The following is a 19,809-nucleotide window of genomic DNA, read 5'->3' on the forward strand; positions in this document are numbered from 1 at the left end:
TTAGAGATCCCCGCCGGGGCGAAAGTCTGACCAGGTAATCAAGCTCAACCCCTTGTCGACAAAGCCATTGTCCTTGGCATAGCGCAACGCCCGATCAAGATTAACAACGCCGTTTCTCAGCGGATCGAGTCGCACACCAACAGAAAGCACACTCGTGGCTGCCAGCGCTCGGCCCTGACTGTCTAATACCGGCCCGCCACTGTCTCCCGGCACCGCAGGCGTATCGGTAGATACGCTGTAAGACCAGCCGCCACCCTCAACCGCAACAATACTCCCCACCATCGTTTCTAACTCCCGAACACCAAAGTGCAGCGACGAATGGCCGTAGAGAAAAATATCCTCTCCCACGTCAGCGGTGCCAGTGGCCAGCGCAACGGGGCCACCAAAAGCGACGGTGGCAGGATGAATATTCGCAATATCATCGGGGTGCAGTTTTACCAGGGCAAAGTCGTTGTAGCGGCACGCATCTGAACCGGGGGTTTCACCCACCTCTTGCATCGCCCGCCAGCTGCTGTATACCAGCTCCGCTGGCTGCTGAGCATTTTCGACTATCACCTGATTAAAGCCGATATCCAAGCTGCGGCTCTCACAGGGGTCAACCCCGCTGTTGGTGTCGGGACTAAAGCAATGTGCGGCCACCCCAAGAAACACCGTTTCGGCGTTGAGCTGGTAAAGAAAATTACTCGTGCAGCTGGAGCCGTCGGCAACAACCTCAACACCGGGACGTATCTGAGTCGCCAGCGGCTCGCCAAAGCTCACGGCTCCACCGCCACTCACCGGTGGCTGACTGCCCCCTGCTGGGGCCTCCGGTGAACTCGGCGTATTACCGCCGCTCGAGGAGGAGCCACCACAGGCGGCTATCAAGCAGCCTGCCGCTATCAGAATGAGTACCTTGTTCATCACGTTTCGCCTGCCCCGCTCGCTAGTTACTGCATAATGTACGCAGCTATTACTCAAAACTCTACGAAATGTCACAGCGTGCAGATGCCGCCCGTACCTTTTTCAACGCAAAAAAAAGCCGCGACTAGCGCGGCTTCGGCAGACTGAATAGCAATTACTTGCTGTTCTCAATCATGTAGTCGACGGCGGCGATCACCTCGTCGTCTGAGCAGCTCATGCACAGGCCTTTCGCCGGCATCATGCCAATGTTGCTGAAACCGTTAATAGCATTAGCATAGACGGCGTCCAAACCTTTTTCCGTGCGCGCCGCCCAGTCAGCAACGTCACCCAACTTTGGCGCACCACCCGCGCCAACCGCATGACAGCCCTGACAGCTGCTGGTATACACTTCTTCGCCTGACTTCGCCGCGCCGCCCGCAGCCGCCACGGTGGCGCCACAGCTGCTGTCGCCCTGCAAGCAAACTTGGCCAGCTGGCGCGATGCGAGACTCAACCTCTGCACGCTGCTTATCAGTCATTGCCCATGCTGAAACACCGGCCAGCAACGCAACGACCACTACCAGCATTTTACCCATCTGATTCATCACGATTTTCCACCCTCTCGAAATTGCGGCTGCTCAGCCTAAAAATTCTGCTGCGCATTATATCCACATGCTGCCTATTACTCCACTGACCAAAATGCCGCAGCCCAAGACCCGCGCAGAACCGGTGGCAAGGTGTGAATCTGCCGAAATTCCAAATTGAGAGTCCCACCTTGCTCTGCTATAGTTGCGCGCTGCTAAACCGCCCGTAGCTCAGCTGGATAGAGCGTCGCCCTCCGGAGGCGAAGGTCAGAGGTTCGAATCCTCTCGGGCGGGCCATTCGCGGCCTCTTCTCCTTTCTCTTCTGCAGTGCCTCACCCCTTCGGCCTAATATTATTGCCAAAATTCTCGATAGGGCTTTGTTACCGGCTATTAGATAATGCGTCTCTCGGATGGATCCGACGGTTTTGCCACGAAGGAACGCAGCTATGTTTAATAACACCCTGAATAACCACCTTATGATTCTCACCGGTGCCATGCTGGTGTTGGCCTTATTCCTCCCAGAGATTCACTAAGCCACGGCCTTACCGACACCACTCGTCCTTGATCTGTAAACATTTGCACCGCGTAAATGTGATAAATCCTTCAGGGAGTGACGAGATGCAACAGCAATTGTTTGAACGTATCCGGGTACAGCGCGCCGTGAGCGACTGTTATTCGTACCTGCGCGACTTTTCCAACATCGAGCAGTGGGATCCGTCGGTGTATCGCGCCGAAAAACTCGCGGGTGCCTCATCGGTGCCCGCTAGCTATCGACTCAGCTTTAACAGGCCCAGCAAACAGCTGACCATGCACTATCGGGAAACCCACGCCGAGGAAAATAAATTGGTGTCCTTGGAGGGCTATTCACTGGCAGATGAAGGCGGTGACAACCCCGGCCGTCTGCACGCCGTGGACGATATCGAATTTGAAGCGCTCGGGCCCGAACTCACCGAAATTCGCTACCGCGCAACGCTCACCTTCGACGGTTTACCGTCGGCACTTTCTCCGCTTTTCAAGCCCGCCCTTAACCGGCTCAGTAAACGCGTGGCAAAAGGGATTGCCGATGCCTTGAACCCGAAGCCGAGCCCCAGCGCCAAGCCCAAACTGTCAACGCGTATTCACGACCAACTTATCCTGCCCGGCGCAATAAATTTCAGTAAACACGGCTATTTAAGCATGGCAGACAAAGCGCTGAGCGAACGCATGGACGGCAAGGTCGTGGTGTTAACGGGGCCTACCAGTGGCTTGGGGCTCGCCGCGGCTAAGCTTCTGGCCGGCCTGGGCGCTACGTTGGTACTACTCGGGCGCGGTGACGAGCGCTTGCGGGACTGCACTCGCGACATTATCAACAGCAGTGGTTGCGAGACCAGCAACATACACTATTACAACGTCGAGCTATCCTCCCTCGCACAAACCTCGGCGACGGCCAAACAGCTGCTCACGGACTTTCCAAACATTGATGTGCTCATCAACAATGCCGGAGCACTGTTTGCTGAACGCGAAGAAACCGAAGAAGGCAACGAACTTGCCTTGGCAGTAAATCTGCTCAGCCCAGTGTTGCTGAGCAAGCTGCTTTGCCCAGCCTTTACTGCCAATTCACGCATCGTCAATATTGTGTCTGGCGGCCTGTATTTGTCGGCCCTTCGCCAACACGATATGCAATGGCGCAAGTCGAAGTACAACGGCAGTGGCGCTTACGCAAACGCGAAGCGAGCGCTGCTGTGCTATACCCAAATTCAACAGCAAGAGACTCTGCCAGCCACCTACGCTATGCACCCAGGCTGGGCGGCCACCCCCGGCGTGGAAAAGTCACTGCCTGCGTTTAACCGACTGATGTCCGGGGTGTTGCGCGACAGCCGAATGGCTGCAGATACCGCAGTTTGGCTGGCATCCGCAGCGAAATTACCGCGCAGCGGAGCGCTCTGGCTAGACCGGCAGCCGCACCCGACGTCGGTAATACCGGGCACCGAGCCCAGTGCATCGCAACAAGCCTGGCTAGAACAGTGGCTAGACGACCAACTGGCGCCGTATCTATAACCGGGTAGCCAAGGAGCACGTTATGGGAACACAACAGGAAAGTGTCGCGGTTATTGGTGCCAGCGGCTTTATAGGCCAGGCACTATGCTGCCAACTGCTCGCTCAGGGCTACAAGGTGCACGCGGTGGGCCGCTCGAAGGCCCATTTACAAGCAATTTTTGAGGAGTGGCAAGCTGACATCCAGCTGCATGATTACAGCACCTTGCGTGAGACCGACGCCCATATCGTGGTGAATCTGGCCGGGGAAAACATTGCCGCAAAGCGATGGAGCGCACAGCAAAAAGACCGGCTACTTAGCAGCCGCCTCTCAGCAACTGAGCAAGTAAACGTCGCGGTAAAACACTGGCCGTCACTTCACACCTTCATTAATGCATCGGCGATCGGCATTTATGGCGACGGCGGTGACAAAGCGCTCAATGAAAATTCCCCAGTTGGCCGAGGATTCTCTGCTGAACTTTGCCAGCGCTGGGAAGAGAGCATCAACAGCCCCTGCAGGACCATTATCGCCAGGTTTGCGGTCGTGCTGGACAGAGACAGAGAGGCAGGCGCTCTGGCGAAAATGCGGCCGGCCTTTTCACTCGGTGTTGGCGCCTGTTTCGGCCACGGCAAGCAGTGGCAGGCCTATATCCATCGCCATGACGCCGTTAAAGCGCTACTTTTTTTGATTGAGAACAAGGAGTTAGAGGGGCCGTTCAATATCAGCGGGCCCGAGCCTGTCACAAATCGCGAGTTCAGCCAGTTACTTGCAAATAAACTGCGACGGCCCCTGCTGTTTTCAATTCCTGAATTTGCCGCGAAGATCCTGTTTGGAGAAATGCGGGAGTTATTCTACAGCTCCCAACGCATTATTCCTGACGGCTTACTGAGGGCAGGTTTTTCCTTCGACTTTCCCACCGTTGACCGTATGCTCGACGATGCGCTCCAACACCCCGACAGTCACCAGTAGACGATGTCTCACATTATCTCGCTCTGATCTCGTCTGGTGGCAGAACGAGGAAAAGCTATGATGAAGGTGTCAAGGATGACACCGGTGCATACAAGGACGTATCGCACCACTTGGGTTTTCTGCTAGGCAGTGAAACACCCCATTTTGCAGAGACGGCTTTGCAGCTCTTTCCCAAACTTTGCACAATGGCGGCGTTATACCATCGCTCAGCAAAAGCTCCCTGAGGCACTATCTCCGATCTAGAAAGAATTCACCCCAGCGAATACTGGGGTTTTTTTATTGGGGGTAAAATGCCAATAAGGGCTCTCTGAGCACCCGCACAAAAGAGCCCTTATCTTCTTTTACTTGCCTTTAATGCCCAGCAGTTCCACTTCAAAAACCAGTGCCGCATTGGGGCCAATCATCTGTCCCGCGCCACCAGGGCCGTAGGCCAGGTCAGAGGGGATAAACAGTTTCCACTTGGAGCCGACCTTCATCATCTGCAGCGCTTCAGTCCAACCCTCGATCACACCATTCACAGGGAAGCTTACGGTTTCACCGCGCTGATAGGAGCTGTCAAACACACTGCCATCCAGCAATGTTCCCTCGTAGTGCACTTCTACCGTGTCACTCTCGCTCGGGCTCGCGCCATCTCCTTCAGCCAGTACCTTGTATTGCAGGCCACTATCGGTGACAACAACACCCTCGGCAGACGCATTTTCAGCCAGAAATGCTTCGGCTTCTTTACGGTTTGTTTCAGCCAGGGCCTGAGATTCTACCTGACGTTCGGCCATCTGCTTTTGCTGGTAAGCCTGCAGCGTTGACATAATCTCTTCATCGCTCATTTTCAGCTCACCGCCGGCAATGGCGTCGCGTACACCCGCGCTAAATGCATCGACATCCAACGGCAAGTCGTCGCCGAATCGCGAGCCAATATTTGCGCCAATTCCGTAGCTTACCTTCGCAATCTCGGAATCTAATGATGGTTCAGAGTTATTGCCACCGCAGGCAGCCAGCAACCCGCTCATTACCACCGCACCCACTACTGTTTTTTTCATGAAACTACCTTAGTTTTCAGGGAATTGGGAACCGCCGAGTCATTCGGCGACACCTGTGTCAGACCATAGTCTGCCACAAGCGTTCACATAGACACAGGCGCAGACAAAAATTGGCGCCAACCAGCAGATAGCTTCCCGCCAACAAGTTTGTATAATGGAATTTGACGGTTTTTTAATCATTCCGCGGGCCCACAACTATGGTATTCAATAAAAAGAAAGTAAAAGAGAAGCCCCTGGCCGAGCTGCAGCGCCTCCAGTCAGAACTGGAAACGCTGCGTGCCAAACAGCTCGCCACCCTAGAGAAACAACTACAAGCCATTGAAAAATCAGTAGAAACGCAGAAAACAAAAACAGAAAAGGCGCGCCACAACCACAGTGAAGCGAAACAGCGGCTGCGCGACAAGCAAGGCGAGAAACCCAGCCTGATCAAGCGGGCGGAAGATAGCCTGACCAGGGCCCAGCAACAGCTGGACGATGCGCAAACCCAGCTTGCAGAGCTACGCAGTGAAGCATTAAGCCTAAAGCTCCAGTTGCGCAAAGAAAAAGCGGTTATAAAAGCGATGAGCGATGCCGAAAAATCGCTCAAAGCGACAAAAGCAGCTGCAACAAAAAGTACCAAGGCCGCGCCGAAAGAAAGCGCCTCCCCCTCTCCGACCAAAGCCGCATCAAAGCCGAAGCCGAAGCCGAAGTCAAAGCCGGAACCAGCAGCCGCCAAAAAGCCCGAAACGCCTGTAACGCCGGCCAAAAGCCAGGTTCCGCCGAAAGCAAAAGCGCCAGCCACGCCCAAAAGCGTTGACGCTACCAGCACTACCGCAACGCTGGCGAAGAAAGCCACACCACGACAACGTCTGCCAAAGCGGATGAGCGACATTCCCAGCCACCCGAATAAGGCCGAAGACCGCCTTGCAAGCCTGTTCGACGACTTCTAACGCCGCCCTCACCGGTCTGTGCGTAGTGCTCTGACGAGACGGTCGAGCATAGACTTCTCGGCGGCCCCGGCAACAGCGCGGATATTACGTTGCAATAATTGCAGCGTTGGCACTTGCTCTGGATTCCAAGGCAAAACTAGCTCCGCGAGCTGTGCCAGCTGCCAGCGCTCGGCCGCAAGCTCCGCCTGTTTCAAGCTCTGATAGGTATCGCGCTGCCGCTCACAGGCCTCGCCGTCCAACGGTCGATTGGCCCGCCGCAACGCGCGAAGCGGCTCTATCAGCGAGGCCTGCAGTGCGCTCGCGCCGCTAACCAGCACTCGCACACGCGGCCCTGTCAGCGGTATGCCGCGCTCGGCCAGATAGGCTGCAACGATAATTAACAGTACGTTCGCCCCGGCTTCATCCTGCAAGGCCACGCAGCATTCGGCGACGCCATCGCGCGCATACCGCTCAAGCGCATAGTCCCACAACACACCGCTTTGTGAAGAATCTGTCTCGCTTGCCATAAAATCTGCCGACTCGCCCATACACCCGCGCTATAATCGCGCCCCATGATTGAACTGATAAATCTCAGCTTACAACGCGGTGGCAAAGCCTTGCTAGAGGAGGCGTCGCTGCGCGTGAATCCGGGCGAGCACATGGCGCTGGTTGGTGCCAATGGCAGCGGTAAATCCAGCCTGTTTAAACTGCTATGCAATGAGCTCAGCTATGACAGCGGCGACCTGCAGATGCCCGCGCAATGGCAGATCGCGCAAATGCGCCAGGAAGTAGAGGCCAGTGACCGGCCAGCAATCGAATATGTGATTGACGGCCACCAGCAATACCGCCGCATCGAGGCCGATATCGAGGCCTGCTCTGACGACCATCGCCTTGCCGAGCTGTTGGCGGAGATGGAGCTGATCCACGCCTACCAAATTCGCAGCGACGCCGAACAACTCCTGCAGGGGCTGGGCTTTGCGCTGACAGAGGTGGACAAGCCGGTCAGCGACTTTTCAGGTGGCTGGCGCATCCGCCTCAATCTAGCCCAGGCCCTGATGTGCCCATCAGACCTTTTGCTGCTCGACGAACCGACCAACCACTTGGACCTCGACGCCAGTCTGTGGCTGGAACAGTGGCTGCGACGCTATGAAGGTACGCTGCTGCTTATCTCCCACGACCGAGATTTTATCGACGCCTGCTGCGACTTTGTCGTTCACCTGGAACACCATCAGCTCCATCGCTATCGCGGCAATTACAGTGCCTTCGAACGCCAGCGAGCAGAACGCCTGGCGCAGCAACAGCAAGCTTATGAAAAGCAGCAGGCTGAGCGCGCCCATATGGAAGATTTTGTGCGCCGCTTTCGCGCCAAAGCCAGTAAAGCCAAGCAGGCACAAAGCCGACTTAAAGCCCTTGAGCGCATGAGCGAGATCGCCCCCGCGCATGTGGACTCCCCCTTCCATTTTCGCTTTTATGCGCCGAGCCAGTACTCCGACCCGCTGCTGGGACTCAGTAATGCCGCGCTGGGGTATAGTGAGCCCTTACTCAACAAGGTAAACCTGAGCATTCACCCAGGCAGCAGAATAGGCCTGCTCGGTGCTAATGGCGCGGGTAAGTCGACTCTAATGAAATCCCTCGCGGGCACGCTAGCGCCACTCAGCGGGCAGCGCCACAGCGGCGAACACCTGCACATGGGCTACTTCCACCAACACCAACTGGAGTCTTTGGATCTCAACGCCAGCCCGCTGTTGCAGCTTCAGCGTCTTCGGCCCGACGCCCGAGAGCAGGATATTCGTAACTTTCTCGGCGGCTTTAACTTTAAGGGTGAGCGCGCCGAAGGTAGCTGCTTACATTTCTCCGGCGGTGAAAAAGCGCGCCTTGCACTCGCCATTATTGTTTGGCAGCGGCCCAACGTACTGCTACTCGATGAGCCCACCAACCACCTGGACCTGGAGATGTGTCACGCGCTCACCAGCGCCCTCCAGGAATTTGAAGGTGCGGTGATTGTGGTCTCCCACGACCGCCACCTGTTGCGCAATACCGTCGACGAGCTACTGCTTGTCGACAATGGCTCGGTTAGCCCCTTCGACGGCAGCCTGGATGACTACCGCCAATGGCTATTGAGCCGCAACAGAGAACTTGGCGATAAGCCGCAGTCGGCCAGCACGGCGCCCGTTGTCGACAAGAAGAAAGCGCGCCAAGACGCCGCCGCGAAACGCGCAAAACTGGCCCCCCTCAACAATGAGATCAAAAAACTAGAGCGGACACTGCAAAAAGTCGCCGAGCAACTGCAGGCCATAGAAGCTCAGCTCGCCGACACCAGCCTGTACGACGAGACCAACAAACAACGATTGAAAACACTATTGGCTGAGCAGGCGCACCTGCAAACAGAAAACAACACTGCAGAAGAGGCGTGGCTGGAACTGCAAGAACAACTGGAAGCACTGGCAGACTGAGCCTGCCAGTGCTAGCGGGCTACTTGCCCTGAACCATTGCCATGAAGGCCGCCATGGCTTTTTCAGACTCCGCATCCAGCTGCTGGCTGATGGGCATCTCTGCCATGCGCGCTTTCCACTCAGGCAGACCGGCCACTTCGGCGCAGATATCTCGCTGATACAAGGCGCCGCTAACCAGTTCAACAACGACCAGAGCGTAGCGCAATACAATATCCGCAGCCGTCATCTGCTCACCCATAACAAAGGGCTGAGGCGAAACCAGCGCCGACAGCGCCCGAACGCCCTTGTCGAGTGCCTCAGCAACCTCGGCGACAACGCTGTCATCGGCTTTTGCTGCCCCCAGCACCGCTGGCAGCAACCGGCGAGCAGGAAGCTCTAAATACAGCTCGATAATCTTCATTAACTCCCGACACTTCGCTCGCTGCCACTCGTCACTTGGGAGCAGCGGCTGGTCTGGGTAGCGCGCATCCAAGTACTCCACTATCACGCTGGTCTCTGCGAGGAAGCCCTGATCGGTTTCAATACAAGGCACCTTGCCCAGTGGGCTCTTGCGCAGGTAGTCGGGCTCGGCACTCGGGTATACCGTGACCTCGTCAAAATCAATGCCCTTATGCAACAGGCTGTGCTTAACCATGTTGAAATAATTACTCACAGCAAACCCATAGAGCTTAAGCATGTTGTTCTCCAGATCGAGGTAATAAGCTCATCAGTATAGACACGCGACACAACAGAGTGAAAGCTGACAGGATGGTAAGTTGCTCACCGACAGGACTTTGGCTAAGGTTTCGCTTCCGTATTTTTTGGTGAACACCATGCCCGTTTCTCTGCCCATCGATATCGCCCTTGTGAAAGGCTTTCTCGCCGATGACGAAGCCGATGCCCTGTACCGCCACGGCTGCGAGCAAGCCCCGCGGGGCGCCCTGTTAGAAGTGGGCAGCTATTGCGGAAAATCTACTCTCTATCTTGCCAAGGCTTGCCAGGATAGCGCCCCAGAGAGCGGTGTTGTGTACGCCGTTGACCACCACATCGGCTCAGAAGAACACCAATTGGGGGAAATGTTTCACGACCCCGAGCTGTACAACGCCAACGACGCCCACTTCGACACCTTTGCAGAGTTTCGCCGAAATATCCGTCGCGCTAACTTTGAGCAGTGGGTGGTGCCGCTGGTTGCGCCCTCCGAAGTGTGTGCCAAGCATTGGCAAACCCCGTTAGCAATGGTCTTCATCGATGGTGGGCACAGTCTCGAGGCAGCCCTAAACGACTACCGGTGCTGGACAAGCCACATTCAACGCGGCGGCATTCTGGCTATTCACGACCTATTTCCCAACCCCGAAGAGGGCGGTCAAGCGCCTATTGCCATCTATCGCTTGGCACTTGCCTCCGGCTTATTTGAAGCGATCGAGCGTGTGAATAGTCTGGGTGTTTTGCGGCGCTTATAAGCTACGACGGTGGGTCGATGTTTGCTCCCAAGCTCGCATTGACCCGAAACCAACCCGCAATGCTATGGCGCAGGCGCGCGGCGGGGAGCACTTCGTGGGGAACCGTCTCGCTGAGGAAGACCACCAGGGTTCCCATCGTCGGCTTAACTGACGCCTCCACCTGACCGTCACCACTGTATATCAGCAGCTCACCGCCATCGGCAGAACCCCACTGCGGATTGAGATAGAACACCGTCGACAGTACGCGGTTGCTACGTCCGCGAAAAGCGTCGACATGTTTTTTGTAAAAACTACCCGGAGCGTAGCGCGCAAAATGGCACTCATAATCAAACAAGCCGAGGAAAAGCCGCCGATTGATACCGACGCGCAGCATTTCCATCCACGCCAAATACTCCGCCTCGCTCGGCTCGCTGTCAGAAAACCAGCGTATATGGTCGCTGCGCACAAAGTCGTCGCGCTGATAGGCCTGCTGTCGCCCCACTCCCGCAGGGCGGAAGGCACTGTCATCCAGAGAAGCGACTCGCTGCTGCAACGGGCTCGCTAAGCGGCTGGGAAGCGCAGATTGAATAACCGCGTAGCCGCGCTCCGACAGCGCCGCTGCCAGCTCATCAAACATCGCTTCGCGCGACTGCGCGCTGTCCAATGGCTCTGTTGCCACACCCCCCCCAGAAAATAGCGGCTAGAAAGTCGCGGAGTGTAACCCGCGCCAGCCCTGCCAATACATCTTTTATTTGAGCTGCCGCAGCAACAACAATAAATCAGGCAAAAACTGCAAGTAGCTGCCGTAATGCCAAAGCTGCTCGCGCAGCGGCGGGCGCAGTTGGCGATGCACCTCGTCTAACAATCGGTGCAAGCGTTGCCGACGCCACATCCGGTTCATGCCACACTCAACAAAGGGCGCAGCTAGCGGTGTCAGCAGTAATACGCCCACCATCCCCGCCGCCGCACCACTGATTGAAACCCATGCGGGCACACCAACCCAACTCGACCACCAGGCGGTTAACCAGCCTTGATTGGCAATATATAAAGAGCTGGCTGCCGACGCCCCCAACAGAGACGCGCTGCCAAACAACACTTTGTCACTCAGGCCTCTGCCGGCAAGCCCGAGAGCGAGGAACACCAGCATATCGCGACTGCTATCCTGGCTTAGCCCCCATCGCGCGACGGCTTGCTTCAGGCGCCGCTCAGCCAACTCTGGCTGCAAGGGCGCCAACTCGGACTGCAGCTGCGCGACCGCATTGGGGTCGTAATCTGGGTGAGACGCCAGCCGATTCATCAGCAGCGTTTGCAGCCCATTGAGGTCAATCACGTGGTCTGCCAACAACTGGGCAACAGCCTGCTCTTTACCGGTAAGCGGCCTGACGCTGTGAGGTCTGCGGCGAACGATCCGCCACAGGCTGCGCGGCAGTGCCGCTAAATCCGCCGGAATATCTCGGCGGTGCTGCCAGTGACGGCGCACAACGGCTGGCAAGGCTCTGAACTCGCGACGGTACACATCATCCAGCCGCTCATGTGCTTGCAGGAAATGCCGGTCGATATCCTCGGCCAGCTCGCTCGCCCACTGCTCCACAGCCTGCGAAGGCTGCCGGCTAGGCCTCACCGCGGCCCCCTGCACTCACTAGGCCCAAGCATTTTTCAAAAATGCCTTGTAAGCTACTGACCATGCAAACAAAATACCCCTATTAACACAGCAAGCGGCCACCGCCATGTCAGAACACACCGAATACGTGAAATGGTTTAGAAATTCCGCACCGTATATCAACGCCCACCGTGGAAAAACCTTTGTACTGATGCTCGGCGGCGAGGCGATAGCCGATGCCAATTTCGCGAATATTGTGCACGATATCGCTTTGCTAAACAGCCTTGGGGTGCGGCTGGTGCTCGTGCACGGCGCCAGACCTCAGATAGAACTGCGCGTCAGCGACGCAGGCCTGTCCAGCCAATTCCACAATGACTTACGCATTACTGACGAACAAGAGCTGCGCTGCGTAACCGATGCTGCCGGCTCACTGCGCGCCCATATCGAAGCCCTGCTGTCGATGGGCGTTGCCAACTCGCCCATGCACGGGGCGGCCATTCGCGTTTGCTCAGGCAACTTTGTCACAGCCCGGCCGATGGGCGTGATCGACGGAGTCGACTTTAAGCACACCGGCGTGGTCCGCAAGGTCGATGCCAGCGCACTCCGCCAGCAGCTGGATCAGCAGGCCATCGTATTGCTGTCGCCACTCGGCTATTCGCCAACGGGAGAAATCTTCAACCTGAGCGCCGAAGACGTCGCCGTTCATACCGCCGCGACCCTAAAAGCCGACAAGCTGATTTTGCTCACAGGCGCCGCAGGTTTATTAGACAGCGAACAGCGCCTGATTCGCCAGTGCGAATACCGTGATGTCGATGCCGAACTGCAACGACAGCCCACCCTGGGCAGAGACAGTATTGTGCAGGCGGTTGTTGACGCAGGAGACCTTGGCATTGATCGCTGCCATATGGTGTCGTATTCAGAGGACGGCGCCCTATTGCAAGAGCTCTTTACTCGCGACGGCGCGGGTACGCTGGTAACCCAGGAACATTACGAGCAACTCCACACCGCGAGCATTGACGATATCGGTGGCATCTTAGCGATAATTGAGCCGCTGGAGGCGAGGGGCGTATTGCTGAAACGCTCGCGCGAACTGTTGGAAAATGAAATCGGTCATTTCAAGATTTTGGTTCGCGATGGCATGGTCATCGCCTGCGCAGCACTTTACCCTTACGCCGAAGCCGGCGCCGGGGAAATAGCCTGCGTCGCCACGCACCCCGACTACCGAGGCGCCGATCGCGCCGAGCGACTGCTGGCCCAACTTGAGCGGGAAGCCCGGCAACAGGGGCTAAACCAGGTTTTTGTACTAACCACGCAAACCGCTCATTGGTTTCAAGAGCAGGGCTATGTGCAATGCCCCTTTACCGAATTGCCCGAAGCCAAGCAGAAACTCTACAACTTTCAGCGCAACTCAAAAGCGTTTATCAAAGCACTGTAACGGGGAAGATAGTTAGATAATGCGAATCCCCCGAATCTATACCTCGCAAGCCCTAAGCAATGGCCAGCAGCTTGAGTTGGAGGAGCGCGCAGCACACTATCTGCTGCAGGTGCTGCGCATGAAAGTGGGCCGCTCTGTGCGCCTGTTTAACGGCGACGGCAACGACTATCTGGCCACCATTTCCGACGCCAACCGGCGCCAGTTGTGGTGCTCGGTCACCGATGTGGACAGCTCGCAGGACTGCGAGTCACCGCTGCGAATCGAGCTGGGCATTGGTCTCTCGAAGGGCGACCGTATGGACTGGGTTGTTCAGAAAGCGACTGAACTGGGCGTTGCGCGGATAGTGCCCTTGCGCAGCGAACGGGTCGATGTGAAGCTCAATGCCGAGCGCGAAGAAAAGAAATGGCGGCATTGGCAGCAAGTCATGATCAGCGCCTGCGAACAATCCGGCCGCAGTCAGCTGGTAGATGTCGCCACCCCTCAGGAACTTGAGCACTGGATCGATAGCTGCCGCGCCGATTACAAAGCGGTACTCAGCCCTCACCACGGCGAGGGCGTCGCTCCGCCGCCGGCCCCAAACAGTGTTGCCTTATTGGTGGGCCCCGAAGGCGGGCTCACTGACGATGAGGTTGCCCGGAGCATCGAGCTGGGCTTTAACTGCATGGCCCTGGGGCCGAGAATTCTGCGCACCGAAACGGCACCACTGGCGGCGATCAGTGTTCTTCAGGCGCGCTGGGGAGATTTTACCTAGCGATCACTCCGCCTGCTCTGCAGGGGAGAGTTCCGTGAGGATCTTTTCCTCAAGTACATCAATATCCGGTATCAACAAGCGTTGGCCATGCACTTCAACGTCGGCAAAAATCGCCGGCTGGTCCTCACAGTGGCCCAAGGTTTTAACATCGCCGGCGTGAACACTTAACAAGTGGGGCACCGACGACAGCAAGATCGCGTAGTGCGGCAAGCGCTCGCGGTCGTTGAGTCCGGCCATCACCGCCACTTGCCGGATCGCTGGCTCTGCAGGCAACTCACCGTCGCGCAAGCCCTCAAAGCACACCAGTGGAATCTCGCGCTGGCGCCAGCGCAACATCCCCAAGATGAAGGTCGATGACATGGCAGAGCTTAACTGTCGCGCACTGGCAACCTCCACCACACAGCTATTGGGTAGCAGCAGCCCGCCACCGGAGATGGGCATAATCAGGTTCGCCAAGGAGGCATCAGGTAAGGCATGCATCATTCCGCGTCCACCTTCGACATAACTTCCTCAATCGCTTTTAGCAGCTGTATTTCCTGATAGGGTTTACCCAGGAAGCGCGTGACACCCAGGCCTGACGCTCGCTGCCGGTGCTTCTGGCCGGTACGCGAGCTAATCATAATAATGGCAATGTCCTTGAAGCGCGGCGAGCTCTGCAGGCGGCTAGCCACTTCAAAACCGTCCATCCTCGGCATCTCTATATCCAGTAATATGACATCCGGCAGCGCGTCCATTTCCTGTAACTGGTTGACGGCTTCCAGCCCATCGCGCGCCAATGTGACCTTCATCTGCTGACGCTCAAGTAAGCGCGACGTCACCTTGCGCACAGTCACCGAATCGTCGACGACCATGACATGTTTGACGGGAACGTCGCTGCTGGGCAACTGCCCCTGCATTTCAGAACCACTCAAGCGCCGCGTTGCATCGGCACGGATGCTGGCCAGCATATCCAAAATCACCACCACACTGCCGTCACCCAGCACCGTGGCGCCAGACAATCCCGGCACGGCGGCAAACTGCGGCCCCAGTGATTTCACCACCACTTCCCGCGAACCCATCAATGAGTCGACCTGTACCGCGGTGGCTGGCTCGGCATTGCGAATCAGCAGTACAGGTTTCGGCTCCAACTGGCCCTCTAAGTGGGGGGCAGACACACCCATCAACTGCCCCATATAGCGCAGCTTGTATTGCTGACCGGCATACTCAAAATCCGGGCCACCGTCCTCGTAGTAAACCTCCAGCTCATAAGGGCTGACGCGCACGATACCTTCAATGTTGTTCAGCGGTACGGCATAGACCTCACCCCCGACACTGACCATGAGAGCGCGGTTAACCGACACCGTAAACGGTAGGCGAATTTCAAAGCGGCTGCCCTGGCCTTGCGAGGTGCTCACCTCGATGGAACCGCCGAGCTGCTTGATCTCGCTGTGCACCACATCCATACCCACGCCGCGGCCGGAGATCTGCGTAACATTGTCTGCTGTGGAAAAGCCCGCATGGAAAATAAAATCGAGTAACTGACGTTCGCTAAGTTCAGCCCCCGCTGCAACCAAGTGCATGCGCTCAGCCTTGGCCCGAACCGCAGCCAAATCAATACCCGCGCCATCGTCGCTAATCGTAATCACGACATCACCGCCCTGGCGATCAAAGCGCATCGACAGCTCACCCTGAGCAGGCTTACCGCTTTGCTGACGCTGTTCCGCCGACTCTATGCCGTGGTCGATGGCGTTTCGCAGCATGTGTTCCAGCGCGGGAATAATCCGCTCTAACACCCTGCGGTCCATTTCGCCTTCGGCGTTGTAAACCTTGAAGTCGACGTCTTTATTCAGCTCGCCACACAGCTGACGAACGCCGCGCCGCAAACGCGGAACCATGCGAGAGAAATGCACCATCTGCGAGTGCATCAGGCCTTCTTGAAGCTCGGTATTTACTCGCGACTGCTGCAATAGCAAGGTTTCCATATCGCGACTTTTATCGACAACCGTATTGCGCAAATCGACCAAATCCGATGCCGACTCCAACAGTGCTCGCGACAGCTGTTGCAGCTGTGAGTAGCGGTCGAACTCCAATGGATCGAAGCCCTCAGCCCCCTCACTCTCCATTTGCTCCTGGCGGTGAATAATTTGCGCTTCGGTTTCCATGTCCAGCCGGCGCACCTGCTCCTGCAAGCGCTCAACGGTCATTTCCATTTCTTCCAGTGAGAAATGAACTTCACTCACCTGTTCTTCGATACGACCACGAGCAATCGAGGTTTCACCGGCGAGGTTGATCAGGCGCTCCAACAACTCAGAGGGTACTTTGATCATCTCCTGCGGGCCGCGAGCCTGTATCGCAGACCACTGCGGCGCCGTGCCTTCAGAAGGTTTAGGAGCCACTTCCTCCGACGCCGGCGCGACCTCTAAGGTCACAACCGGTTCTGCGGGGGTAGGGGCGGCTACCTCGGTGTCCAAACCGTCGAGCATTGCCACCAGTTTGTCTTGCGCCTGCTGAACAACCGGCAGCAAGTCCGCCAACGACGCCTCGCCTTTGGCGAGGGATTCGGAGATTTCGGTTTCCATCTGGTGGGCGAAATCACCCATCGCCGTTAGCCCGGTAAGGCGCGCACCACCCTTAAAGGTGTGCAAATAACGCTGCACATCGTCTAGGTAGCGGGGATTGTCGCGATCTTCATCCCAACTGTGCAGGGCATTGTCCAAGCCCTCCAGTAAGTCCCTTGCCTCTTCCATAAAGATTTCGAGAATATCCGGGTCGATATCCTCAATATCTGCCGCGGGCAATGGCGCTGCCATCGCGGTACTGTCTTCAGACAACTCAGCCGATGCCGGAGTAGCGGCAAGAGTATCGGCGGGCGTTTCGACACGCGCCGAGGCGTCGAAGTCGCGCAGCTGCTCAAGCAGCTCTGCATTCACCTCGGCACTGTTTTCCGCAGCAATTTGATTCAGGTCGTCCATCAGTTGGTCGAGGGCACGCTCGGTCAACTGCAAGAACTCGGCCGGTAATGGGTCGCGACCATGGCTGAGCAATACCTGCAGGGCCTGCGCTATTTCGGCGGTGCTTTCACTGCCAATATCCTCTGCGCGCTGGGCGAACTGCCCCATTATCGGCGCGTACTCCTGCATGACCGAGGCAGTTATCGGCTGACCGGCATCGCGAATTTTATCGATCAAGCCCTGAATATGATCGCCAAAGGTGAGTAAGAACTGATTTAGCGCATCAGGGGCTATTTGGCCGGCTTGTCGCTGGGCCTCGGCGGTTTCCGCCTGCGCCATCAAGCTGATTTCGGCCTGCTGAATACGTTCGCGCAACGCCGATGATGCCTCCAAACTGGAAGCCGGGCTGTGGCGCAAACGCTGCACTAGCTTGCGTGTTTCCGCCAGCACATCAGCGACCAACTGTATGAACGCTTCATCCACCGCGATGCGCATCGAGCGGGCTTCTTTTACCAGCCCTTCCAGCGGCGTAATAATACTGGCCACCGCCCATATTTCGGCCATTTTCGACGAGCCCTTCAAGGTATGTAGGGCGCGCTGCAACTCATCGCTGAGATGAACGGGATAGCTGTAAACACCTTGAAGAAACTGCTCAACCTGGCGCAGGTGAACTTCCGCCTCGCCGATAAACACGGCGGTTAGCTCGGCTTGTTCTCCGTCGCTGGCGGCAGGCGCCGGCGTACTGAGCTCCGGACTTTGCTCCTTTGCCAACAACTCAGCGTCGGCAAGTAAATCGCGCAACTGCGACGGTGGTAGGGCCCTTTTATGAGACAGCTCTTCGATCAGCTCGGGGAGTATTTGAGCCGCTCGCTCAACCACACCAAGGCGCAGCGGATCCATCGTGAAGTAACCGTCGACAACCTTGTTGAGCATGTTCTCAATCGCCCAAGCAAAGTCGCCGCACTGCTCCGCCCCCGCCATTCGCCCACTACCTTTCAGGGTGTGGAAGGCTCGGCGCACGTCCGCTAACAGTGACGGCGATGACAGGCCATCGCGCCAGCGAGGTAACTTCTCGCCCAGGCTTGCCTGAACATCTCCAGCTTCCTCGATGAAGATATCGAGCACATCGGGATCCAGAGCCAGCTCTTCTGAGGTGGCGACGGGATCGACAAACTCTTCGCTCTCGCCCTCAGCTAAGGATGCCTCGTCAGCCGCCTTAACCGGCATGGCAACAATATTATCTGGCGCGCTTTGGTCGACGGGATAGCCCAGCCTTGCCACACACTCCGCAGCGACCCGAATCAGCCCCTGGTCTTCTACCCTCGGCCCGTCGGCACTGCGCTCGAGGTAGTAATCGACGGAGGTCATTGCATCGGCCAACGCGTCGAGCATCGGCCACTCTGGCACCTGTTCGGCGTCCACTAATTGCTCGCGAATGTAATCCGCCGCCCGTCCCATCACCGCAGCTGCATCGGCGTGTTCGCTCGCCTGCAGCGCGAGCGCCAAATCGCTGATACGCTGTGGCAAGCCCTGCAAATAGTGATGCTGGCATTGTTCTGCCACATAGTTGACGAGCGCTTCCTGAATGTCTGCCAATTCGGCGCGCGCTGCACCAATCGTCGACTGCTGCTCACCACTCGCCGGCAGTTGGGGTGCAACAGGCTCTGGCTCAACATCGAGCTGTTCGGCCACTCTCGCAAGCACGCGGCTCAAGCTAAGCTGTGCACTCTCAACCCCGGATTCAATACCGGCAGCCGCGCTGCGCAGCGCATACAGAGGCTGGATTAAGCCCAATATCGCCATGGCGTCGGCAAAAACCTCGACCCGTTCATTTAAGCGACTGGCTTCAACGCCGCTATCCAGCTCTGCCGATAAATCCCGCAATGCCACAACCAAGCGCGGCTGGGCGGTGGCGATAAACTGCTGCTGGCCCTCAAAAGAGGTGAGACCGGTGGGGAAACCCTGAGTCTTGCGAAGCCGGCTCAGCGCCTCGCTCTCGTTGGCACTGCACAGCGCGTAGAAAACAATATCGTCGAGCAAAGCATGTCGCGACGCATCGGAGGGTGCGCCGTTGGCAAGGGTGCGAATCTCATGCCCCAAGCGGTGCAGGAAGTCGATGCGCACCGCACCCGCGGGGAGACGGTCAGCCTGAATCGCTTCAATAAGTACACTCGCAGACTGCCACAGCAAATAGCTGGCCTGCTCACTCTGTAAGCGCGCCACGCGGCTACAGACTTTATGCAGATAGGCGAGATTTTTGTCGTCGTCGCCACCGTCGAGGTAGGCCTTAAGGGCAATTTGGTACATTTTGTGAAGCTTGGCCATTAACTCAGCCAAGTCATCGCGCTGCAGCGAGGGTTCCACCGCGAGCTGTGTTTGCGAGGCCTCAAACAGCAACCCCGAGGAAAGCAGGCGACCACCGCGCGCCGCGCGCAATTCGTTGAAAACGAGAATAAGGTCGACGGGCAGTTCACTGCGCGCATTGCGCAAAGAGTCGAAATATCGAGGTAACGCCTCACAGGCAACGGCAACCGCTTCCAGCAGGTCTCCGCGCTGCGCCACCGGTACGTCGCGCTCTATCACTCCGGTTACGGCAGCTTCCATTTCTGCCAGCAACAGCGCGGCACCGCTGAACTCGATCATTTGTAGCGAGCCCTGCACTTGGTGCAGCTGACCGCTGAGTGGCTCAAGCGTTGCCGGCTCACTGCTGTGTAACGCAGAATCGCGAATCATCGCAGCACATTGCAGCAGTGTGGCTTTAAGCTCTTCGCTCAGCCACTCCAGCGCAATAAAATCTCGGCGGTCACTCATATCCGTCAGCCTTTGTTCCTA

At 57.1% G+C, this 19,809-nt stretch carries 16 protein-coding genes and 1 tRNA gene; 8 read left to right on the top strand and 9 right to left on the bottom strand.

Annotation, left to right across the window (positions count from 1 at the left end; all coding sequences use genetic code 11):
• Entirely contained in the window at window positions 1–900 is a 900-nt protein-coding gene (locus ABNS66_RS00635) for a serine protease (protein ID WP_286837376.1), read from the bottom strand.
• Window positions 901–1,054: 154 nt separating this feature from the next.
• The gene (locus tag ABNS66_RS00640) at window positions 1,055–1,483 is read right to left on the bottom strand and encodes a c-type cytochrome (RefSeq protein WP_204995020.1); all 429 of its coding nucleotides are present in this window, start codon (window positions 1,481–1,483) and stop codon (window positions 1,055–1,057) included.
• Window positions 1,484–1,682: 199 nt separating this feature from the next.
• Here ABNS66_RS00640 and ABNS66_RS00645 point away from each other — a divergent pair.
• The 3 genes from ABNS66_RS00645 (at window position 1,683) to ABNS66_RS00655 (ending at window position 4,445) form a co-directional block, all read left to right on the top strand.
• Window positions 1,683–1,759, top strand: a tRNA-Arg gene (locus ABNS66_RS00645).
• A gap of 321 nt (window positions 1,760–2,080) precedes the next feature.
• Window positions 2,081–3,499 carry an SDR family NAD(P)-dependent oxidoreductase gene (locus tag ABNS66_RS00650; RefSeq protein WP_286837377.1) on the top strand — a complete coding sequence of 473 codons (1,419 nt, stop codon included), beginning with the start codon at window positions 2,081–2,083 and terminating at the stop codon, window positions 3,497–3,499.
• 22 nt (window positions 3,500–3,521) lie between these two features.
• On the top strand, window positions 3,522–4,445 hold the full coding sequence (locus ABNS66_RS00655) for a TIGR01777 family oxidoreductase (protein ID WP_286837379.1): 924 nt from the start codon (window positions 3,522–3,524) through the stop codon (window positions 4,443–4,445).
• Window positions 4,446–4,786: 341 nt separating this feature from the next.
• On the opposite strand, the gene ABNS66_RS00660 is transcribed toward ABNS66_RS00655, so the two are convergent.
• A complete protein-coding gene (locus ABNS66_RS00660) occupies window positions 4,787–5,482 on the bottom strand; it encodes an FKBP-type peptidyl-prolyl cis-trans isomerase (protein WP_286837381.1) in 696 nt (231 codons plus the stop codon).
• A gap of 197 nt (window positions 5,483–5,679) precedes the next feature.
• Here ABNS66_RS00660 and ABNS66_RS00665 point away from each other — a divergent pair, with 197 nt between their 5' ends.
• Window positions 5,680–6,411: a hypothetical protein gene (locus ABNS66_RS00665; RefSeq protein ID WP_286837383.1), complete on the top strand. Its 732-nt coding sequence runs from the start codon at window positions 5,680–5,682 to the stop codon at window positions 6,409–6,411.
• An 8-nt stretch (window positions 6,412–6,419) separates the two neighbouring features.
• Here ABNS66_RS00665 and ABNS66_RS00670 read toward each other — a convergent pair whose 3' ends face one another.
• Window positions 6,420–6,917 carry a TIGR02444 family protein gene (locus ABNS66_RS00670; RefSeq protein WP_286837385.1) on the bottom strand — a complete coding sequence of 166 codons (498 nt, stop codon included), beginning with the start codon at window positions 6,915–6,917 and terminating at the stop codon, window positions 6,420–6,422.
• Between the two features lie 45 nt (window positions 6,918–6,962).
• Between ABNS66_RS00670 and ABNS66_RS00675 the strand changes: the two genes are divergently transcribed.
• Entirely contained in the window at window positions 6,963–8,843 is a 1,881-nt protein-coding gene (locus ABNS66_RS00675) for an ATP-binding cassette domain-containing protein (RefSeq protein ID WP_286837386.1), read from the top strand.
• A 19-nt stretch (window positions 8,844–8,862) separates the two neighbouring features.
• Here ABNS66_RS00675 and ABNS66_RS00680 read toward each other — a convergent pair whose 3' ends face one another.
• Complete coding sequence (locus tag ABNS66_RS00680; protein WP_204994770.1) at window positions 8,863–9,519, bottom strand: glutathione S-transferase family protein; 657 nt, start codon at window positions 9,517–9,519, stop codon at window positions 8,863–8,865.
• Window positions 9,520–9,655: 136 nt separating this feature from the next.
• On the opposite strand from ABNS66_RS00680, the gene ABNS66_RS00685 reads away from it, so the two are divergent.
• Complete coding sequence (locus tag ABNS66_RS00685; protein WP_286837387.1) at window positions 9,656–10,282, top strand: class I SAM-dependent methyltransferase; 627 nt, start codon at window positions 9,656–9,658, stop codon at window positions 10,280–10,282.
• 1 nt (window position 10,283) lies between these two features.
• On the opposite strand, the gene ABNS66_RS00690 is transcribed toward ABNS66_RS00685, so the two are convergent.
• A complete protein-coding gene (locus tag ABNS66_RS00690) occupies window positions 10,284–10,940 on the bottom strand; it encodes a 2OG-Fe(II) oxygenase (protein WP_286695187.1) in 657 nt (218 codons plus the stop codon).
• Between the two features lie 69 nt (window positions 10,941–11,009).
• Window positions 11,010–11,882: a hypothetical protein gene (locus ABNS66_RS00695; RefSeq protein ID WP_286837388.1), complete on the bottom strand. Its 873-nt coding sequence runs from the start codon at window positions 11,880–11,882 to the stop codon at window positions 11,010–11,012.
• Between the two features lie 106 nt (window positions 11,883–11,988).
• On the opposite strand from ABNS66_RS00695, the gene argA reads away from it, so the two are divergent.
• Window positions 11,989–13,296 (top strand): amino-acid N-acetyltransferase, encoded by a 1,308-nt coding sequence (gene argA / locus ABNS66_RS00700; protein WP_286837390.1) that lies wholly within the window; start codon window positions 11,989–11,991, stop codon window positions 13,294–13,296.
• A gap of 19 nt (window positions 13,297–13,315) precedes the next feature.
• Complete coding sequence (locus tag ABNS66_RS00705; RefSeq protein WP_286837392.1) at window positions 13,316–14,047, top strand: 16S rRNA (uracil(1498)-N(3))-methyltransferase; 732 nt, start codon at window positions 13,316–13,318, stop codon at window positions 14,045–14,047.
• Between the two features lie 3 nt (window positions 14,048–14,050).
• On the opposite strand, the gene ABNS66_RS00710 is transcribed toward ABNS66_RS00705, so the two are convergent.
• Window positions 14,051–14,530, bottom strand: a complete 480-nt coding sequence (locus tag ABNS66_RS00710) for a hypothetical protein (RefSeq protein WP_286837393.1) — start codon at window positions 14,528–14,530, stop codon at window positions 14,051–14,053.
• Window positions 14,527–19,788 carry an Hpt domain-containing protein gene (locus tag ABNS66_RS00715; RefSeq protein WP_286837394.1) on the bottom strand — a complete coding sequence of 1,754 codons (5,262 nt, stop codon included), beginning with the start codon at window positions 19,786–19,788 and terminating at the stop codon, window positions 14,527–14,529. Before ABNS66_RS00715 ends, ABNS66_RS00710 begins: the two co-directional genes overlap by 4 nt.
• Between the last annotated feature and the right edge of the window lie 21 nt (window positions 19,789–19,809).

This window comes from uncultured Spongiibacter sp. (assembly GCF_964011655.1).
GTDB classification, from domain to species: Bacteria; Pseudomonadota; Gammaproteobacteria; order Pseudomonadales; family Spongiibacteraceae; genus Spongiibacter; species Spongiibacter marinus.